Origin of the sequence: Flavobacterium sp. ABG (assembly GCF_001027725.1) — a bacterium.
Lineage (GTDB): Bacteria > Bacteroidota > Bacteroidia > Flavobacteriales > Flavobacteriaceae > Flavobacterium > Flavobacterium cupriresistens.
Genome location: NZ_LEKS01000010.1, coordinates 93,494 through 110,056, shown reverse-complemented (window position 1 = coordinate 110,056; position 16,563 = coordinate 93,494). Strand labels below are relative to the sequence as shown.

General features: G+C 35.9%; 17 protein-coding genes. 15 read left to right on the top strand and 2 right to left on the bottom strand.

Translation table 11 applies throughout. From position 1 onward, the window contains the following. The first annotated feature begins 162 nt into the window (after positions 1 to 162). Both AB674_RS12325 and AB674_RS12315 read left to right on the top strand, forming a co-directional pair. Positions 163 to 681, top strand: a complete 519-nt coding sequence (locus tag AB674_RS12325) for a ferritin (RefSeq protein ID WP_047776987.1) — start codon at positions 163 to 165, stop codon at positions 679 to 681. Between the two features lie 635 nt (positions 682 to 1,316). Continuing rightward, positions 1,317 to 2,009, top strand: a complete 693-nt coding sequence (locus tag AB674_RS12315) for a DUF2461 domain-containing protein (RefSeq protein WP_047776986.1) — start codon at positions 1,317 to 1,319, stop codon at positions 2,007 to 2,009. 56 nt (positions 2,010 to 2,065) lie between these two features. Here AB674_RS12315 and AB674_RS12310 read toward each other — a convergent pair whose 3' ends face one another. Continuing rightward, complete coding sequence (locus AB674_RS12310; RefSeq protein ID WP_047776984.1) at positions 2,066 to 2,389, bottom strand: single-stranded DNA-binding protein; 324 nt, start codon at positions 2,387 to 2,389, stop codon at positions 2,066 to 2,068. 174 nt (positions 2,390 to 2,563) lie between these two features. On the opposite strand from AB674_RS12310, the gene AB674_RS12305 reads away from it, so the two are divergent. The 4 genes from AB674_RS12305 to AB674_RS12290 are packed head-to-tail and all read left to right on the top strand — an operon-like array spanning position 2,564 to position 7,276. Beyond that, positions 2,564 to 4,093, top strand: coding sequence for a carbon-nitrogen hydrolase family protein (locus tag AB674_RS12305; protein ID WP_047776983.1), 1,530 nt, complete (start codon positions 2,564 to 2,566; stop codon positions 4,091 to 4,093). Continuing rightward, the gene (locus tag AB674_RS12300) at positions 4,090 to 4,437 is read left to right on the top strand and encodes a hypothetical protein (protein ID WP_047776981.1); all 348 of its coding nucleotides are present in this window, start codon (positions 4,090 to 4,092) and stop codon (positions 4,435 to 4,437) included. Before AB674_RS12305 ends, AB674_RS12300 begins: the two co-directional genes overlap by 4 nt. 10 nt (positions 4,438 to 4,447) lie before the next feature. Continuing rightward, positions 4,448 to 6,844 carry a M28 family peptidase gene (locus tag AB674_RS12295; RefSeq protein WP_047776979.1) on the top strand — a complete coding sequence of 799 codons (2,397 nt, stop codon included), beginning with the start codon at positions 4,448 to 4,450 and terminating at the stop codon, positions 6,842 to 6,844. Between the two features lie 12 nt (positions 6,845 to 6,856). Next, positions 6,857 to 7,276 carry an SRPBCC family protein gene (locus tag AB674_RS12290; RefSeq protein WP_047776977.1) on the top strand — a complete coding sequence of 140 codons (420 nt, stop codon included), beginning with the start codon at positions 6,857 to 6,859 and terminating at the stop codon, positions 7,274 to 7,276. 57 nt (positions 7,277 to 7,333) lie between these two features. Here the strand turns inward: AB674_RS12290 and AB674_RS12285 are convergent, their stop codons facing one another. Then, entirely contained in the window at positions 7,334 to 7,729 is a 396-nt protein-coding gene (locus tag AB674_RS12285; protein ID WP_047776975.1) for a rhodanese-like domain-containing protein, read from the bottom strand. A gap of 146 nt (positions 7,730 to 7,875) precedes the next feature. Between AB674_RS12285 and AB674_RS12280 the strand changes: the two genes are divergently transcribed. The 9 genes from AB674_RS12280 to AB674_RS12240 all read left to right on the top strand — a co-directional run bounded on the left by AB674_RS12280 (position 7,876) and on the right by AB674_RS12240 (position 16,539). Then, positions 7,876 to 8,778, top strand: a complete 903-nt coding sequence (locus tag AB674_RS12280; protein ID WP_047776973.1) for a LysR family transcriptional regulator — start codon at positions 7,876 to 7,878, stop codon at positions 8,776 to 8,778. Further along, positions 8,763 to 9,212, top strand: coding sequence for a GNAT family N-acetyltransferase (locus AB674_RS12275; protein WP_047776971.1), 450 nt, complete (start codon positions 8,763 to 8,765; stop codon positions 9,210 to 9,212). The genes AB674_RS12280 and AB674_RS12275 overlap by 16 nt, the downstream gene beginning before the upstream one ends. Before the next feature lie 17 nt (positions 9,213 to 9,229). After that, positions 9,230 to 10,045, top strand: coding sequence for an SDR family oxidoreductase (locus AB674_RS12270; RefSeq protein WP_047776969.1), 816 nt, complete (start codon positions 9,230 to 9,232; stop codon positions 10,043 to 10,045). A 165-nt stretch (positions 10,046 to 10,210) separates the two neighbouring features. Beyond that, positions 10,211 to 10,684, top strand: a complete 474-nt coding sequence (locus AB674_RS12265) for a methylated-DNA--[protein]-cysteine S-methyltransferase (RefSeq protein WP_047776967.1) — start codon at positions 10,211 to 10,213, stop codon at positions 10,682 to 10,684. Between the two features lie 88 nt (positions 10,685 to 10,772). After that, positions 10,773 to 11,486, top strand: a complete 714-nt coding sequence (locus AB674_RS12260; protein WP_047776965.1) for a 3'-5' exonuclease — start codon at positions 10,773 to 10,775, stop codon at positions 11,484 to 11,486. A gap of 547 nt (positions 11,487 to 12,033) precedes the next feature. Next, on the top strand, positions 12,034 to 13,107 hold the full coding sequence (locus AB674_RS12255) for a winged helix DNA-binding domain-containing protein (RefSeq protein WP_047776959.1): 1,074 nt from the start codon (positions 12,034 to 12,036) through the stop codon (positions 13,105 to 13,107). 111 nt (positions 13,108 to 13,218) lie between these two features. Further along, the gene (locus tag AB674_RS12250; protein ID WP_047776957.1) at positions 13,219 to 14,658 is read left to right on the top strand and encodes a nucleoside recognition domain-containing protein; all 1,440 of its coding nucleotides are present in this window, start codon (positions 13,219 to 13,221) and stop codon (positions 14,656 to 14,658) included. Between the two features lie 680 nt (positions 14,659 to 15,338). Continuing rightward, positions 15,339 to 15,800, top strand: coding sequence for an IS200/IS605 family transposase (gene tnpA / locus AB674_RS12245; RefSeq protein WP_047776954.1), 462 nt, complete (start codon positions 15,339 to 15,341; stop codon positions 15,798 to 15,800). Between the two features lie 4 nt (positions 15,801 to 15,804). Continuing rightward, the gene (locus tag AB674_RS12240) at positions 15,805 to 16,539 is read left to right on the top strand and encodes a hypothetical protein (RefSeq protein WP_047776951.1); all 735 of its coding nucleotides are present in this window, start codon (positions 15,805 to 15,807) and stop codon (positions 16,537 to 16,539) included. The last annotated feature ends 24 nt before the right edge of the window (positions 16,540 to 16,563 follow it).

The window sequence follows — 16,563 nt, the reverse complement described above, 5'->3', positions numbered from 1 at the left end:
TAGACGGAACTGATTACACCGGAATTAAAAACAAATAAGCTTCATTTAAATTAGAAGAGGCTGATTTCATTGTATTTAGTCTGAATCTGAATTAATTCCTACAAAAGGCAATCAGGTTCTTAATTGCCTAAAATTATATAACTTTACAAAAAAATCAAGATTATGTTATCAAAAAATATAGAAGCAGCACTGAACAAGCAGATCAGAATTGAAGCCGAGTCTTCACAAACTTACCTTTCAATGGCTTGTTGGGCAGAGGTACACGGATTAGAAGGAATTGCTCAATTTATGTACACACAATCAGATGAGGAACGCGCGCACATGCTTAAACTGATAAAGTATGTAAACGAACGTGGCGGACATGCACAAATTACAGATCTTAAAGAGCCAAAGACAAGTTATTCGACTTTTAAGGAAATGTTTGAAACGCTTTACAACCATGAACTTTTTGTATCAGAATCTATTAATGAATTGGTTCATATTACCTTTTCAGAAAAAGACTATGCTACACATAATTTCTTACAATGGTACGTATCGGAACAAATCGAAGAAGAAGCTACAGCTAAGTCAATTTTAGATAAAATTAATTTAATTGGAGACGACAAAGGCGGTCTTTACTTGTTTGACCGTGATATTCAGCAATTAACCGTTACGAGTTCAATAGCTATTAACCCAAAATAAAAAAGTTAAAGTTTATTTAGAACATATAAAAATAACTTTTATTCTTTTATATTTGCCTCGATTTTATAATTGAGAGGTACTGTGAGCAAGAAAGATAAGGTTAAGGACAAGGACAAAAAAAAGGATAAAAAGAAGAAGAAAAATCAGGAAATCCTTGACAAAATTAAAAAACTCGAAAACTGCAAATCCAGCTGTTGCGAGAAATTTAAAAAGAGTGAAAAGAAACGTTGCTCTCGTTGTCCTATGTTTGACTTAATAAAAAAGACAGCTTAAAATATATATGAAAACCCATCAGATTACTGATGGGTTTTTAGTTTAAATCAAAGTCCTTTATTCGTTTAAAAAACATGTTAGCCAAAGCAATTTTTTTTCACCATATAAGTGATAGTAGCTCCTTTTAGATTTTCTCTTGTGTTCCTCGCGGAATCTTTGTGAACTTCATGGTTAACTTCACCATATAAGTCCTATTAGCTCATTTGAAATCTTTTTCTTTGCGAACCTAGCGAAATCTTTGTGAACTTAGCGGTTGAAATCGCATTCAATCGCATCTAATTTCCACTTTCGTTGAAAAAATAAAAGAACAGTTGTAAATTAGTTACCTGATTAAATAAATCTTAAGAGTCCGTTGTTTCATTATGAAAAACCAAATTACTATCCCAAAATCCAGTCTTGATTTTTTGCAAGAGCTTAAAGCAAACAATAACAAACCTTGGTTTGATGCAAATAAAACGACTTACCTCAACGAATTAAATCATATCGAAACTTTTGCAGGTGCTTTACTGCAGGAGCTCTCCAAAACCGATGTTTTAGAAACCGCTTCCGGAAAAAAAAGTGTATACCGAATTTATCGCGATATTCGTTTTTCTAAAGACAAAACGCCTTTTAAAAGCTTTTGGGGTGGTAGTTATACCCGTGCCACGAGTGAAAGACGAGGTGGTTATTATTATCATTTGGAACAAGGAAATAGCTTTATTGCCGGTGGTTTTTGGGGACCAAATGCGGCAGACTTAAAACGCGTAAGAAGTGAATTTGCCCACGATCCTGAACCTATGCAAAAAATACTGCACTCAGAATCTTTTATCCGCACATTTGGAACTTTACAAGGCGAACAGCTTAAGACAAAGCCCAAAGGATTTGATATCGATCATGAAGCTATTGACTTACTTCGCTACAAACAGTTTTTACTTATTAAACGATTTACAGATCAGGAAGTATTGAGTCCGCTTTTTTTAGAGCAGGCACTGGACACCTTCAAGAACATGAGACCCTTTTTTGATTATATGAGTGAAATATTGACGACCGACATAAATGGCGCTTCAATTTTATAAAAAAATAAACCCGACAGCTTTTAAAAACCTGTCGGGTTTGATTACGTTGATAAACATTATTTACTTAAAAACAGGATTTCGTTGACCACTACTTCTGTGACGTATTTTTTCTCTCCGTTTTTATCGTCATAACTTCTGTGTGTCAGCTTTCCTTCTACCGCAACTTCTTTTCCTTTTACGACATATTTCTCGATAATTTCGGCCGTTTTTCCCCAGGCAGTCACACGATGCCATTCTGTTTGTTCTACTTTTTCTCCCTTTTCATTGGTGTACTTCTCGTTTGTTGCAATGTTTAAATGCGCTAATTTTTTTCCGTTTTCCAATGTTTTAATTTCCGGATCGTTTCCTACGTTCCCGATTAATTGTACTCTGTTTTTCATGGCGTATACTATTTAAATGTTATCATAAGTGAATTCGTACATTAAATTCAACAGGGCAAAGATGCTACAGCTTTCAATAACTATTCGGTAACCAACCATTTACTTTCGGTTGTAATTATTTGTAACCGTTTGCAAATGGAAATATTTTTGTATATTTGAGAAAAGCCCTACGATATGCAAACACAAATCAATAAAGTTGAACTGCGAAATTTGGAATTTGACGATTACAAACAATTGAAGAACTCAATGGTAGAATCGTATCCCGAAATGGCCAATTCATACTGGAGATCTGCCGATATTAAAAAACTACTCTCTATATTTCCTGAAGGTCAACTAGTTATTCTGGCCGACGGAGTAGTGGTAGGATCTGCCTTGTCCTTGATCGTCGATGAGACATTGGTCGATAAAAGACATAACTACAACCAAATTCACGGCAATTATACGTTTTCTACTCACAATCCAAATGGTGAAATCCTATATGGTATCGATGTTTTCATCCACCCGCAATACCGCGGTTTGCGTTTAGGCCGTCGTTTGTATGATGCCCGAAAAGAACTTTGCGAGCAACTGAATCTAAAAGCCATTGTTTTTGCAGGACGAATTCCGAATTATGCGCAACATGCCAGAAAACTCACTCCAAAAAATTATATCGACAAAGTAAAACACAAAGAATTACATGATCCGGTGCTATCCTTTCAACTCAGTAATGATTTTCATGTTTTGCGCATCATTAAAAACTATTTAGAAGGCGACGAAGAATCCAAAGAATTTGCTGTGCTTTTAGAATGGAATAATGTTTATTACGATGAGAGTCCGAAACTTATCAATCTCGAAAAAAGCGTTATTCGTTTGGGATTAATTCAATGGCAAATGCGTCAGTTAAACAATGTGGAAGCTTTATTTGAGCAGGCCGAATTTTTTATTGATGTTGTTTCCGGTTATGGAAGTGATTTTGCGTTATTCCCGGAGCTCTTTATAGCGCCTTTAATGGCCGATTACAATCATTTATCAGAAGCGGAAGCGATTCGGGAATTGGCTCGTTACTCTGACCCGATCCGGAAACGTTTTCAGGAATTTGCCATTTCATACAATATCAATATCATTACCGGTAGCATGCCGTATTTAGATAATGGTAATTTATACAATGTTGGTTTTTTATGCAAACGAGATGGAACATCGGAAATGTATACCAAAATTCACGTGACTCCAAACGAAGTACAACATTGGGGAATGAAAGGTGGATCTCAGTTTAAAACCTTTGATACCGACTGTGGCAAAATTGGAATCCTGATCTGCTATGATGTGGAGTTCCCTGAACTTTCAAGAATTATGGCCAATGAAGGAATGAATATCTTATTCGTTCCCTTCCTCACAGACACACAAAATGCTTATACCCGTGTAAAACATTGTTCGCAAGCAAGGGCTATAGAAAACGAATGTTATGTTGCAATTGCAGGTTGTGTAGGCAACTTACCAAAAGTGAACAATATGGATATTCAATATGCGCAAGCTTCTGTATTTACCCCCTCTGATTTTGCTTTTCCAAGTAATGGAATAAAAGCAGAAGCAACCCCAAATACAGAGATGACCTTAATTGTAGATGTTGATTTGAATTTACTAAAACAACTCCATGAGCACGGAAGTGTCCGAATCTTAAAAGACCGAAGAAATGATTTATATGAAATTAAAAAGTTGGATCCATGAAGACATGCCTCGAATGCTCCGAAAAGATTGTAGGCCGTGAAGACAAGAAATTTTGTTCAGATAGTTGCCGAAATGCCTACAACAACAAGATCAATAAGGACACCACTAATTTCATGCGAAATATAAACAATAAGCTACGCAAAAATTACCGTATTTTGTCCGAGTTAAACACAGAAGGAAAATCAAAAGCAAGAAAAGATAAAATGTTGAACAAAGGCTTTGATTTTGATTTTTTTACTAATATTTTGCAGACCAAAACGGGGAACACTTATTATTTTCTATACGACCAGGGATATCGCTCTTTGGACAATGATTATTATATGCTCGTGAAAAAAGAAATTTAGTATATTCAACATGAAAAAAAATCCTACTTCGATACTAGCCTTTCTATGCGTTATAGCCATTCTGGCCATTATATACGCCACAATGATGCCCCAATGGGTTTCTAAAAATGAAGAAGCTCTTGCCGAATTCTCGACCGAACGCGCACTAAATCAAGTTAAAATCATAGCCCAAAAACCCCATTATGTAGGCTCGACAAATCATGAATTAGTAGCCAATTATCTTAAACTTGAGCTCAACCGAATCGGTTTGGAAACGTCAGTCCAGGAAGGATTCACCCTTAACGATAAAGGTCTTCTCGTAAAATCTAAGAATATTCTTGCCCGCATAAAAGGAACAAACAATTCAAAAGCACTTTTATTGCTTTCTCACTATGACAGCGCACCGCATTCTTTCTCTAAAGGAGCAAGCGATGATGCCTCGGGAGTTGCCACTATTCTTGAAGGTGTTCGTGCCTTTTTATATGCTAAAAAACCACACAAAAACGATATTATCATTCTCTTTTCAGATGCCGAAGAATTAGGACTAAATGGCGCCGCTCTTTTTGTAAATCAACATCCTTGGGCAAAAGAAGTGGGCTTAGTTTTAAATTTTGAAGCCAGAGGCTCTTCAGGCCCAAGTTATATGTTAATGGAGACCAATAAAGGAAATGAAACATTGGTGAAAGAATTTTCAAATGCAAAAACAAAATTCCCGGTTTCTAATTCACTTATGTACAGCATTTACAAAATGCTTCCAAACGACACCGATCTGACCGTTTTTAGAGAACAAGGAAACATACAGGGATTTAACTTTGCTTTTATTGATGGTCATTTTAACTACCACACTCAGCAGGATGACATTCAACATTTAAGCAAAAATACGCTGGCGCATCAGGGAACGTATTTAATGCCCTTGTTAGACTATTTTTCAAATATTGATCTCAATGCAACAACTGCAACGGAAGACAATGTTTATTTTACGGTTCCTTTTGGCTTTTTTATTAGCTATCCATTTTCATGGGTTGGTCCAATGACTTTCATCGCTTTAGGTTTATTAATTCTTTTTATTTTTATTGGAAAAGCAAAACGTGTCATCACCTTTAGAGAAATCTTCAGAGGATTTGTTCCGTTATTTGGTTCTATAATAATCTCCGGATTGGTTACTTTTTTAGGCTGGAAAATACTTTTGCAAATCTACCCGCAATACAATGACCTATTAAATGGATTTACCTATAATGGACATGCCTATATCGGCGCTTTTGTAACATTAAGTATCGCCATTTGTTTTGCTTTCTACCACCATTTTTCGGAGGCAAAAACTACAATGAACCATTTTGTAGCACCACTCTTACTTTGGATAATCATCAATGCTCTTCTGGCCAATAGTCTGACAGGAGCCGGTTTTCTAATTATTCCGGTCTACTTTGGAGTGTTTTTATTTGGAATTTTTGTAATCACACAACATTATAGTTTAGGTATAAATTTATTATTCAGTATCCCGGCATTAGCCATTATTGCTCCTTTTATAATAATGTTCCCTGTTGGTCTTGGATTAAAAATACTTTTTGTAAGCGCCATACTGACCGTATTGTTATTCGGACTTTTGCTACCGCTATTTGGTGCGTTTTTCAAAAAAGGAGTTTGGACGATATTATTTTTTGTCCTGTCGATCGGCTTTTTCACTTACGCTGGTATCAATTCGGGTTATGAACACGGAAAAGCAAAATCAAATAGTTTATTGTATGTTTATAATGCCAACACCAACTCAGCCCTTTGGACTACTTACGACACCAACTTAGACGATTGGACCAAAACGTATCTGGGACAAACCGATCATAAAGCAGTAGGCTTAAATACACTACCTATTACCAGCAAATATGGTTCAGGTTTTACTTATAGCGCGATTGCACCGATTGTTACGGTTCCAAAACCAACTATTGCATTCTTAAAAGACAGTGTTGTTGGAAACAACAGGTACTTAAAAATAAAAATTACACCCAATAGAAAAGTAAATCGTTACGATATTTATGCCAATACCAAAATGACGTTTTTTAACTTTAAAGCAAATGGCGTTTCGACTTCCGGACAAAAAGGAAATCGTTTAGAACGCGATGATGTTAAGGTATTGTGTTATTATGTTGTAGGCAATGAACCTCTTATTTTGGAATTCTACATCAACAAATTAACTGTTTTTGATATGGATTTGATTGAAAGTTCATTTGATTTAATGACCAACCCGTTATTAAACATCAAACCAAGAAGTGACTGGATGATGCCAACCCCTTTTGTTCTGAATGATGCCGTTTTGGTGCAACAGAAAATAAAAAGAGAAACAGCTCCTCTAAATGTTCCTGTTGCCACAACTCCAATAAAAGACAGTACAAGTGTTTCAAAAGACAGTTTAAAATCTATTGTTCAACCAAAATAAACACGAAGTTTTATGGCGACAAACATTTCAACAATAGTCTTTAACGCTCCAATAGAAAAAGTTTGGGCTGCTTTAACACAGCCTGTTCTCGTAAAACAATGGCAATACGAAAGTGATTTAATCACAGACTGGAAAATAGGCAGCGAAATTCGATTTAGAAATGAATGGGACGGACACGTTTTTCAGCAATGGGGAACTATTCTGGAACTAGTTCACTATAAAAAAATCAAGTATTCCCTGTTTTTTCCTAGACCTGGATTAGAAGATAAACCTGAAAACTATTTCCTTATGACCTATCTTTTAACTCAAGAAGATCAGAAGGTAAAACTCGAAATTATTCAGGAAGATAAGCGAGAGGGAGCCGTTCAGGAAGAGCCTCAAGGCGAAGAAAGTCCAATTCTGCAAAGTCTAAAAGCAGTAGTCGAATCATAAACGATATTTTACAAATGCAAAAGGGCAGATTTCAATTCGAAAATCTGCCCTTTTTCTTTAGCAGGCACATTCTATTTTCAATCCTGCTTTTACTCCATTGCTGCCTTCGGTGGCATATCCGTCAAATTTCCACCATTCGATACCGCCAATTAGCTCTTTTACCTTAAACCCTAATTTTGCCATATTTAAAGCTCCTTTAGTCGATGCATTACAACCAATACCGTCACAATAGGTTACATACAGCACTTTTTTATCCAGCTCTTTAGTGCTTTCGATTGTCATTTCACGATGCGGAATATTAATCGCTGTGGGAATATGTTCTGCTTCAAAACCAAATGTTTTTCTGGCATCAATTACAACTACTTTTTCGCCGCTATTCAAAGCTTCAAATAAATCAGACGGATCCATTTCGTAAGCCAGTTTGTCTTCATAATGTTTAATTTGTGCTTCCATTTTAACTATAGTTTTAGTGATTATTTTTCCAAAAGTACTCGAACATCAAACACTATAAAAACGAAAAGAATTCATCTACTTGATTACTATTTTTCATGAAAAATGCATCGTAAAATTTTGTTCCTTTACCTATAAATTCTCTAAAAATGGAAACACGTCATTTAAGACTGATAAAAGCGATCGTTGAAGAAGGAAGCATTACCAAAGCAATCGACAAACTTCATCTGACACAATCAGCTCTGAGCCATCAACTTAAAGAAGCCGAGTATCAATTGGGCACTCCTCTCTTTTCGAGAATCAATAAAAAACTGGTTCTGACCAAGGCCGGTGAAAAAGTGTATCAGATTGCCAATGAAATTCTCGACAAGCTTTCGCAAACAGAGACTCAAATCAAACAAATGGTTTTTGGTGAACACGGTGAAATCCGCATTAGCACCGAATGTTTTTCGAGTTACCACTGGTTGCCTTCCGTACTAAAACAATTTCATCTTTTATATCCGAACGTTGAGCTAAAAATTGTCACAGAAGCAACTCACATACCATTACAAAAGTTATTAGAAAACACCATTGATATTGCCATAGTAAGCGATCAGATAAAAGACAATAACATTAGATACATGGAACTTTTTCAGGACGAAGTTGTCATGGCAGTTTCTGAAAACCATGCCTGGGCCAACAAAAAATATGTTGTTGCAGAAGATTTTGTAAACGAACATTTGCTGATTCATTCCCTTCCGATGGAAACGGTTACCATTCATCAATTTATTCTGGGTCCCGCCAAGGTGATCCCAAAAAAAATCACTCCTTTACCTCTGACGGAAGCTTCGTTAGAAATGGTCAAAGCCGATATGGGGGTTATGTCTATGGCAAAATGGGCGTTATTGCCGCATTTAAAAACGAGTCCGATCAAGGCCGTTAAAATTGGCAAAAACGGTTTAAAAAGAAAACACTTTATCGCGATCCGCGAAAAGGAATTGTATCCGGACTATTTTCATCATTTTATTACCTTTTTACAAACCGAAATCAATCTTCAATGGAATATTCAATAAGAAACTGCGAACTTGCAGACTTACCTAAATTAGTCCTTTTATGCCAAAAACATGCCGCCTTCGAGAAAGCTGATTTTTCAATTGCCGGAAAAGAAGAAGCCTTAAAAAAAGCATTATTTAACGAAAAACAGAAACTAAACTGTTTAGTAGTAGCAACTACTGACACCATCGTGGGTTACGCTTCCTATACCTTTGACTATTCGACCTGGGATGCTGCCGATTTTATGTACATGGACTGTTTGTTTCTGGAAGAAGAAGTGCGAAGTTTTGGAATTGGGGAACTCTTGATCGACAGACTTAACCAAATTGCCGTTGAAAAAGAATGCGCCAATATACAATGGCAAACACCACAATTTAACGAAAGAGCAATCAAATTCTACAACAGAATTGGCGCAAAAGGAAAAGACAAAGTCCGTTTTACATTACCTTTATAGTCGAATAAAAATTACAAATGACACAAATTAGTATTTTAGGCTGCGGTTGGCTGGGTTTGCCTTTGGCGAAACAATTAATCGCAAAAGGAAATCGGATAAACGGATCGACGACTACTGACAGCAAACTCTCAATTCTGCAAAATACCGGAATAAATGCGTTTTTAGTTTCGATTGAAGAGGATCAAATTTCAGAAACTATAGTTCCATTTTTGGATAAAAGTGATGTTCTGATTATTGACATCCCACCTAAACTACGAGCAGAAAATCAGGATTCTGAAAAGAAAGTTTTTGTAGAAAAAATAAAAAACCTGATTCCGTTTATTGAAAAAGCAGGCGTAAAAAAAGTACTTTTTGTGAGCTCAACTTCTGTTTACGGAAATGAAAACAGCACTATTACTGAAGAAACAAATCCAAACCCCGATACCGAAAGCGGGAAACAATTGCTTTTAGCAGAAGCAGTTTTACAAAATAATCCCAATTTTGAAACTACGATTCTGCGTTTTGGAGGACTAATTGGCGAAGATCGCCAGCCTGTAAAGTTTCTTGCAGGAAAAGAAAACCTGCCAAATCCGGATGCACCGGTCAATCTGATTCATCAAAAGGATTGTATTGGAGTCATTGAAGAAATAATTACCCTCGCTAAATGGAACGAAGTTTTCAATGCTGCTGCTCCCTTCCATCCTACCCGTGAGGAATATTACACACAAAAAGCGATTGATTTAAACTTAGCTTTACCAAAATTCAGCTCCGAAAAATCAAATAGCCAGAAAACCATTTCAAGTAAAAAAATTGAAACTTTATTAAATTATAGCTTTAAGCTGGAAAATTATTAGCGGCGTTTTTTTTAAACCATATAAGTGATGTAAGTTCATATAATACTGTTGCCTACAAAAAATTAAGCGCAAAGCTTAAATGGACTTACATCACTTATATGGTTTAAATAGTTATGTTTAATAAAAAAACTTTGCGAACTTTGTGAAAGACCAGCCAAAAGAAACATGGAACAAACAGCATACATACAATCTCCTCTCGGGATCACAACAATTGTTGGTGATGAAGAGGGTATCTCGGTTATTTCGGTAACAAAGGAGGGACAGGTTTCTGTTGAAATACCCGAAGTACTGCAAGAGGCTGTTGTGCAATTACAGGAATATTTTGAAGGTAAAAGAATTGATTTCACTTTAAAACTAAACCCAAAGGGAACTGAATTTCAGCAAAAAGTCTGGAAATCTCTGCTCGAGATTCCCTATGGAAAAACAGTAAGTTATATGGACCAGACCAAAAAACTGGGCGATGTAAAAGCAATTCGCGCTGTTGCATCGGCAAATGGTAAAAACCCACTTTGGATTGTAGTACCCTGTCACCGTGTTATCGGTACAGATGGATCTCTTACCGGTTACGCCGGAGAAATCTGGCGCAAAAAGTGGCTTTTAGAACATGAGAATCCTGTTAAACAGCAAAGTTTATTCTAATTCTTTGTCTAAATAGTAAGAATTTTACGCATATTTGTAAGCTAAATCGACTTGCAAAAGTCTAATGCTCTAAGAAGTCTCAAAAGAAATGATTGAAAAAATAAACCTTAACAACATTTTGTTTCTGGATATAGAAACCGTTCCGGAAGAGGAGCACTTTACTTCTCTGGATGCTGAGATGCAATCTTTGTGGGATCACAAAACCCAGTATCAGCGAAAAGACGATTTCTCTCCTGAAGAATTTTACGATCGTGCCGGTATTTGGGCAGAGTTTGGTAAAATCGTTTGTATTTCGGTGGGGTATTTTATCATCAAAGGCGACATTCGAAATTTTAGAGTGACTTCCTTTTTTGGAGAAGAAAAGAAGATACTCCACGACTTCAATAATCTGCTGAATAATCATTTCAATGGACCGCAGCATATTTTGTGCGGACATAACGCCAAAGAGTTTGATATTCCGTTTATTGCACGACGTATGATTATCAATCAGATTGCAATTCCAAACAAACTTAACTTATTCGGAAAAAAACCTTGGGAAATTGCCCATCTCGATACCTTGGAGTTATGGAAGTTTGGCGATTATAAACATTTTACGTCTCTAAAATTACTAACCAAAATTCTTGGCATTCCATCACCAAAAGGCGATATCGACGGAAGTCAGGTTGCTCATGTTTTTTATGTAGAGAAAGATATTGACCGGATTGTAACTTATTGCGAAAAAGACACAATAGCCGTTGCACAGATTTTTCTGCGTTTGCGTCGGGAAGATCTACTGATTGAGGATGAGATTATTCATGTATAGATTTTTTGAAGAGGCCAAGTTGCTGAAATACAAAGTTACAAAGATTAAAGATTAGCAATAAAAACTGTGTGACTTTGCGACTTCGCGAGATAAACCCACACAATTAGATTTCACGCAGATTTGGCAGATTAAGCAGATTTAAATGAACTTACATCGCTTACATGGTTTAAATAGGGCACATGGGAAATAACACTTTTAAGTTTTATTATTAAGTTGCAAAGATTCAGAGTAACAAAACTAAAAACTTAGCGCCTCTGCGACTTTGCGAGATAAATTCTCACAGCTATATTTTCACACAGATTTTAAATGAACTTACGTCACTTATATGGTTTAAATAGGGCACATGGGAAAATAACACTTTTAAGTTTTATTATTAAGTTGCAAAGATTCAGAGTGACAAAACTAAAAACTTAGCGCCTCTGCGACTTTGCGAGATATATTCTCACAGCTATATTTTCACACAGATTTTAAATGAACTTACATCACTTATATGGTTCCCCAGACAGCAGTAAATGATTTACCAAAACAGCACTAAATGGTTTAAAATATGACACATCCGGAAATAGCACTTTTAAGAATGGCTTCTCAGAAAATCCTGAAAACCACCTTTCATGAACCTCAGGAAATTGTACAGCATTTAGGTGCCATGCAGGCACAGGATTATACCATGGCCAAATGGGCAATTGGTTCCCGATGTGACGCTTCAGAGAAAATGATCGAAGAGGCTATTAATTCAGGTCAAATCATCCGCACCCATATTTTACGCCCTACTTGGCATTTTGTTTCGGCAACTGACATTCATTGGATGCTTGACATTTCCGGGCCTCAGGTGAAAAAAATTATTCTTTCGGCCGCTAAAAAATATGATTTGGACGAGAAGAAGCTTAAAAAAATCAATAACTCAATCGAAAAGATTTTATTGAACCATAAAAGTCTCACGCGTGAAGAAATCATACGAGAGCTGGGTTTTAAAAAAGAAACCGATCAAAATTTCTCAAGTACACTGATCATGGGCTATGCCGAGTTAGACGGTGTTGTCTGCAACGGAAACATGAAAGGCAGACAAATAACCTATTCTTTACTGGAAGAAAAAGTTCCAAAAACAAAAACCAAACTGACAAAAGAAGAAGGCTTAGCCCGACTTGCCAAACGCTATTTTGAAAGTCATGGCCCCGCAACATTACCCGATTTTATCTGGTGGTCGGGCTTTCCCGCTACTGTAGCCAAACTTGCAGTTCTTTCAGTTGAGTCAGAACTTGACACAATCGAGGTTGAAGGTACAAAATACTGGTTTAAGAAAGGCCTGTCTACGGAAGCTTCGATTCCTAAAAAAATTCATTTCCTCCCTTCTTTTGACGAAATTCTAATCTCGTATAAAACCAGAGAAATTACAATTGCCAAAGAGCATCAGCCAAACGCTTTCACCAACAATGGTATCTTCTGGCCGATAATTATTGAGAATGAAAAAGTAATCGGAACCTGGAAACGCACGGCCAAAAAGGAACATACAAAAATAGAAACCAGCTTTTTTGAGGCAATCGCTCCTGATAAAAAAAACCTTGTTTTCGAAGCTATTATACCCTTTGAAAACTATTTAGAATCGAAAATCAGCATTGAATAAGCTAAAATTGCAGCAAAGTCATTCGGTTTTCTTTAAATACTTCTGTTTTCACAAGCAAAATCTTTGCGCTTATTATGGCTAAATAATTACATTTACAAAAAAAACAAAATTATGGTATTAAGTAGATTTTGGTTGGCTATTTTTATTTCTTCAATTGTCTTTATTGTAATCAGCTTGTTTACTGCCAATACGTATACTATTGATTATGTTTTGAATGGAAAAAAAGACGATCCGATCCTGATTTCAGAAAAATACATTGAGCAACTTCCTGCTTTTATCAAAGACAGCATCAAAAAAGCGCCGGATCAAACGCTAATCATCAATCGTGATACGCTTAATGCCGATACCACTTATGTTTATAAAAACAAAACCGTAAAAATTTTCAGTGGTGTCCAAAAATCAGATGGTTTATTGCCTACCTGCAAAAGTACACTACTTGATTTGGTTTTACCGCTTATGGCTTATTTAGCCTTCTTCTGCGGGTTGATGGAACTTTTAATTATTTCGGGAGCATCCGGAAAACTGGCGAAAGCCTTGAGTCCGGTTTTCGTAAAAGTATTCCCGAGTATTCCTAAAAATCACCCTTCTATCTCTTATATGACCTTAAACTTTGCTGCTAACTTTTTAGGATTAGATTCTGCGGCCACTCCGTTTGGTTTAAAAGCCATGGAAAGTTTACAGGAAATTAACCCCGACAAAGACAAAGCCAGTGATGCTCAGATTATGTTTATGTGTCTGCATGCTTCGGGTCTTACTTTAATCGCAACTTCGATTATTGGTTATCGCGCGGCTGCCAACGCCAGCAACCCTGCCGATGTAATGCTGCCGTGCATCATTACTTCGTTTATTGGTACTATAGCTGCTTTTCTAATCGTTGGAATCAAACAAAAAATCAATTTCAAAAGCGCTTCCCTACTTATTGGTTTAATGGTACTAATTGCGGCCATTGTTGGTTTATTGATGTATGTAAATCACTTGGATTTAATTGGAAAAAACTACTTTACCTCTAATCTTTCGGGATTAATATTGGTTGGAATTATAGCTTTTACTTTGATTTTTTCATTCCTTCATGAGAAAAAATTCACAGAAGCCAGTACGACTGTTTTTGATGCTTTTGTAGTTGGAGCCAATAATGGTGTTAAAACCGGAGTAACTATTTTTCCTTATGTTTTAGGGATGTTGGTTGCCATTTCTTTATTCAGAAACAGTGGTTTATTTGAAATCATCAGTGATAGTATTGCTTTTATCTTTTCGAATATGGGCGTAAACAAACAAATTACAGATGCATTACCGGTAGCCATGTTACGTCCTTTTAGTTCTGCAGGATCAAGAGGTTTCTTAATTGACTCGATGAATACGTTTGGTGCAGATTCGTTAACAGGAAGACTAAGCAGTATTTTTCAATGCAGCGCAGAAAGCACTTTTTATGTAATAGCCGTTTACTTTGGTTCTGTAAATATTAAAAATACCCGTTATGCTCTGGGCACTATGCTTTTGGTGGACGTAATCTGTGTGATTACCGCTATTTTTGTGGCGAGCTGGTTTTTCTAAAATCAATATAAATCATTATAAATTAACCGGATTAAAATGCGATTGTACCAAATGTGACGAGCCGAATGGCTCTTGAATTGGTTATGCATTCTTTTGAAACCACATTAAAATATTGATCTACAAGACAAGGCGAGCCGATGGCTCTTGATTTGTGATACGCTTTTTTAACCAAATCGAAATACGGATAAACAATATGGGCCGAGCCGAATGGCTCTTGAATTGGTTATGCATTTTTTTAAATCACATTAAAACATCTATCTACAAAACAAGTCGAGCCGATGGCTCTTGATTTGTGATACGCTTTTTTAACCAAATCGAAATACGGATAAACAATATGGGCCGAGCCAAATGGCTCTTGAATTGGTTATTCATTCTCTTAAAACCGTATTAAAATATCGATCTACAAAACAAGACGAGCCGATGGCTCTTTAATTTACTGTGCGTTTTTTTTCCTCGTTAAAACATCAATCTACATACAAAGAGAGCAGAATGGTCTCTATTTATTCTATCTGGATTTCGACGTAACAAAAAATTTAACACGTTAAAATTTACAAAATTAACTTTTAAATATCCATAAATTCCGCAGGAATGATTTATTTTGTAACAAGGGATTTTAATCCCTTGTCAAATGTAACCTATCATAAAGTTCCGTAGGAACGACTCATATAATATCGCTTCAAATGGCAAATACTTATCATCAAATCTATATACAGGTAGTCTTCGCAGTAAAATACAGAAGAGCTGTAATGGAAGAAGGATGGAGACCAAAACTATTCAGTGTAATTGGGAATCTTATAAATGAATCCGGATGTAAAACAATTATAATTAATGGTGTTGAAGATCACATTCACTGCTTCTTTGGATTAAACCCAACTACTTCTATTTCTGAACTGATGAAAGTTGTAAAAGCAAAATCTTCAAAATATATCAATGATCATAAACTGACAAAGTCAAGATTTGAATGGCAAAGAGGATATGGCGCATTTTCCTATAGCCAATCCCAAATTGATTCTGTTTACAAATATGTCCAAAATCAAAAAGAACATCATAAAAAACAAACTTTCAACAAAGAATACTTAGCATATTTGAATAAATTTAAGATTCAATACGACGAAAAATATATCTTTGAAGGACTAAAATAAGATCATGAAAGTTCAATACTTATTTATATTAGCTTTTTTTATAAGCTGTCAAAAAGAAAAAAACATAGCAGATATCCCAACTATTGCTAATCAGGAAAACAAAACTGAAGAAGTCACAATTGCAAAAGAAAACTTCCTAAAAACAGATACTATTTCATTTTATGAAACTGCGGGAACAACAAAAAACAGTTATATTCTGGCACACCTTTTAAACCAAAAAATAGACAAGGACAGTGTTGTAACAGGAAACTATCAACTTGATTTTTATCGAAACAAAATCAAAACTGCCTCTTCAAAATTAACGATTAAAGGGACTACGGAAGGATCTGAATGGAGTGCTTCTTATGGATTGTCTGCTTCTGATGCCAAAAACAGTTCTTTTATACAAATTAGCTATGGATATCCAGCCTGCGGATATGCCCATGACAACTATCTTTACCAGCTAAACAACAATAACTTAGAACTTCTACACGAATGGATAACAATGTCTGATAGCGGTTGGGGAAGTTCGGTTGAATTCACAAATCCGAGTGGGAAATCAAACCCCGATTTCTTTTATTGCAAAAGAGTTGCATTTGAACCGGATGATGAAAACGAGGAAATGGGCTATGAAAAACATTATGATTCAATCGTTTTTCAGTTAAAAAATAAGCTCTGGACCAAAAAAATGCTTTCTGTTGAAGACAAGCCTTACTTTGAAAAAAAGAGGTCTTTTGACGAATTCCACAAACAACAATAAACTCTTTCAGAGCCCTTATTCAAA

What these genes read in the sequence shown, in the direction of transcription:
- AB674_RS12325 (WP_047776987.1), top strand. Translation starts at nt 163, where the DNA reads ATGTTATCAAAAAATATAGAAGCAGCACTGAACAAGCAGATCAGAATT.
- AB674_RS12315 (WP_047776986.1), top strand. Translation starts at nt 1,317, where the DNA reads ATGAAAAACCAAATTACTATCCCAAAATCCAGTCTTGATTTTTTGCAA.
- AB674_RS12310 (WP_047776984.1), bottom strand. Translation starts at nt 2,389, where the DNA reads ATGAAAAACAGAGTACAATTAATCGGGAACGTAGGAAACGATCCGGAA.
- AB674_RS12305 (WP_047776983.1), top strand. Translation starts at nt 2,564, where the DNA reads ATGCAAACACAAATCAATAAAGTTGAACTGCGAAATTTGGAATTTGAC.
- AB674_RS12300 (WP_047776981.1), top strand. Translation starts at nt 4,090, where the DNA reads ATGAAGACATGCCTCGAATGCTCCGAAAAGATTGTAGGCCGTGAAGAC.
- AB674_RS12295 (WP_047776979.1), top strand. Translation starts at nt 4,448, where the DNA reads ATGAAAAAAAATCCTACTTCGATACTAGCCTTTCTATGCGTTATAGCC.
- AB674_RS12290 (WP_047776977.1), top strand. Translation starts at nt 6,857, where the DNA reads ATGGCGACAAACATTTCAACAATAGTCTTTAACGCTCCAATAGAAAAA.
- AB674_RS12285 (WP_047776975.1), bottom strand. Translation starts at nt 7,729, where the DNA reads ATGGAAGCACAAATTAAACATTATGAAGACAAACTGGCTTACGAAATG.
- AB674_RS12280 (WP_047776973.1), top strand. Translation starts at nt 7,876, where the DNA reads ATGGAAACACGTCATTTAAGACTGATAAAAGCGATCGTTGAAGAAGGA.
- AB674_RS12275 (WP_047776971.1), top strand. Translation starts at nt 8,763, where the DNA reads ATGGAATATTCAATAAGAAACTGCGAACTTGCAGACTTACCTAAATTA.
- AB674_RS12270 (WP_047776969.1), top strand. Translation starts at nt 9,230, where the DNA reads ATGACACAAATTAGTATTTTAGGCTGCGGTTGGCTGGGTTTGCCTTTG.
- AB674_RS12265 (WP_047776967.1), top strand. Translation starts at nt 10,211, where the DNA reads ATGGAACAAACAGCATACATACAATCTCCTCTCGGGATCACAACAATT.
- AB674_RS12260 (WP_047776965.1), top strand. Translation starts at nt 10,773, where the DNA reads ATGATTGAAAAAATAAACCTTAACAACATTTTGTTTCTGGATATAGAA.
- AB674_RS12255 (WP_047776959.1), top strand. Translation starts at nt 12,034, where the DNA reads ATGACACATCCGGAAATAGCACTTTTAAGAATGGCTTCTCAGAAAATC.
- AB674_RS12250 (WP_047776957.1), top strand. Translation starts at nt 13,219, where the DNA reads ATGGTATTAAGTAGATTTTGGTTGGCTATTTTTATTTCTTCAATTGTC.
- tnpA (WP_047776954.1), top strand. Translation starts at nt 15,339, where the DNA reads ATGGCAAATACTTATCATCAAATCTATATACAGGTAGTCTTCGCAGTA.
- AB674_RS12240 (WP_047776951.1), top strand. Translation starts at nt 15,805, where the DNA reads ATGAAAGTTCAATACTTATTTATATTAGCTTTTTTTATAAGCTGTCAA.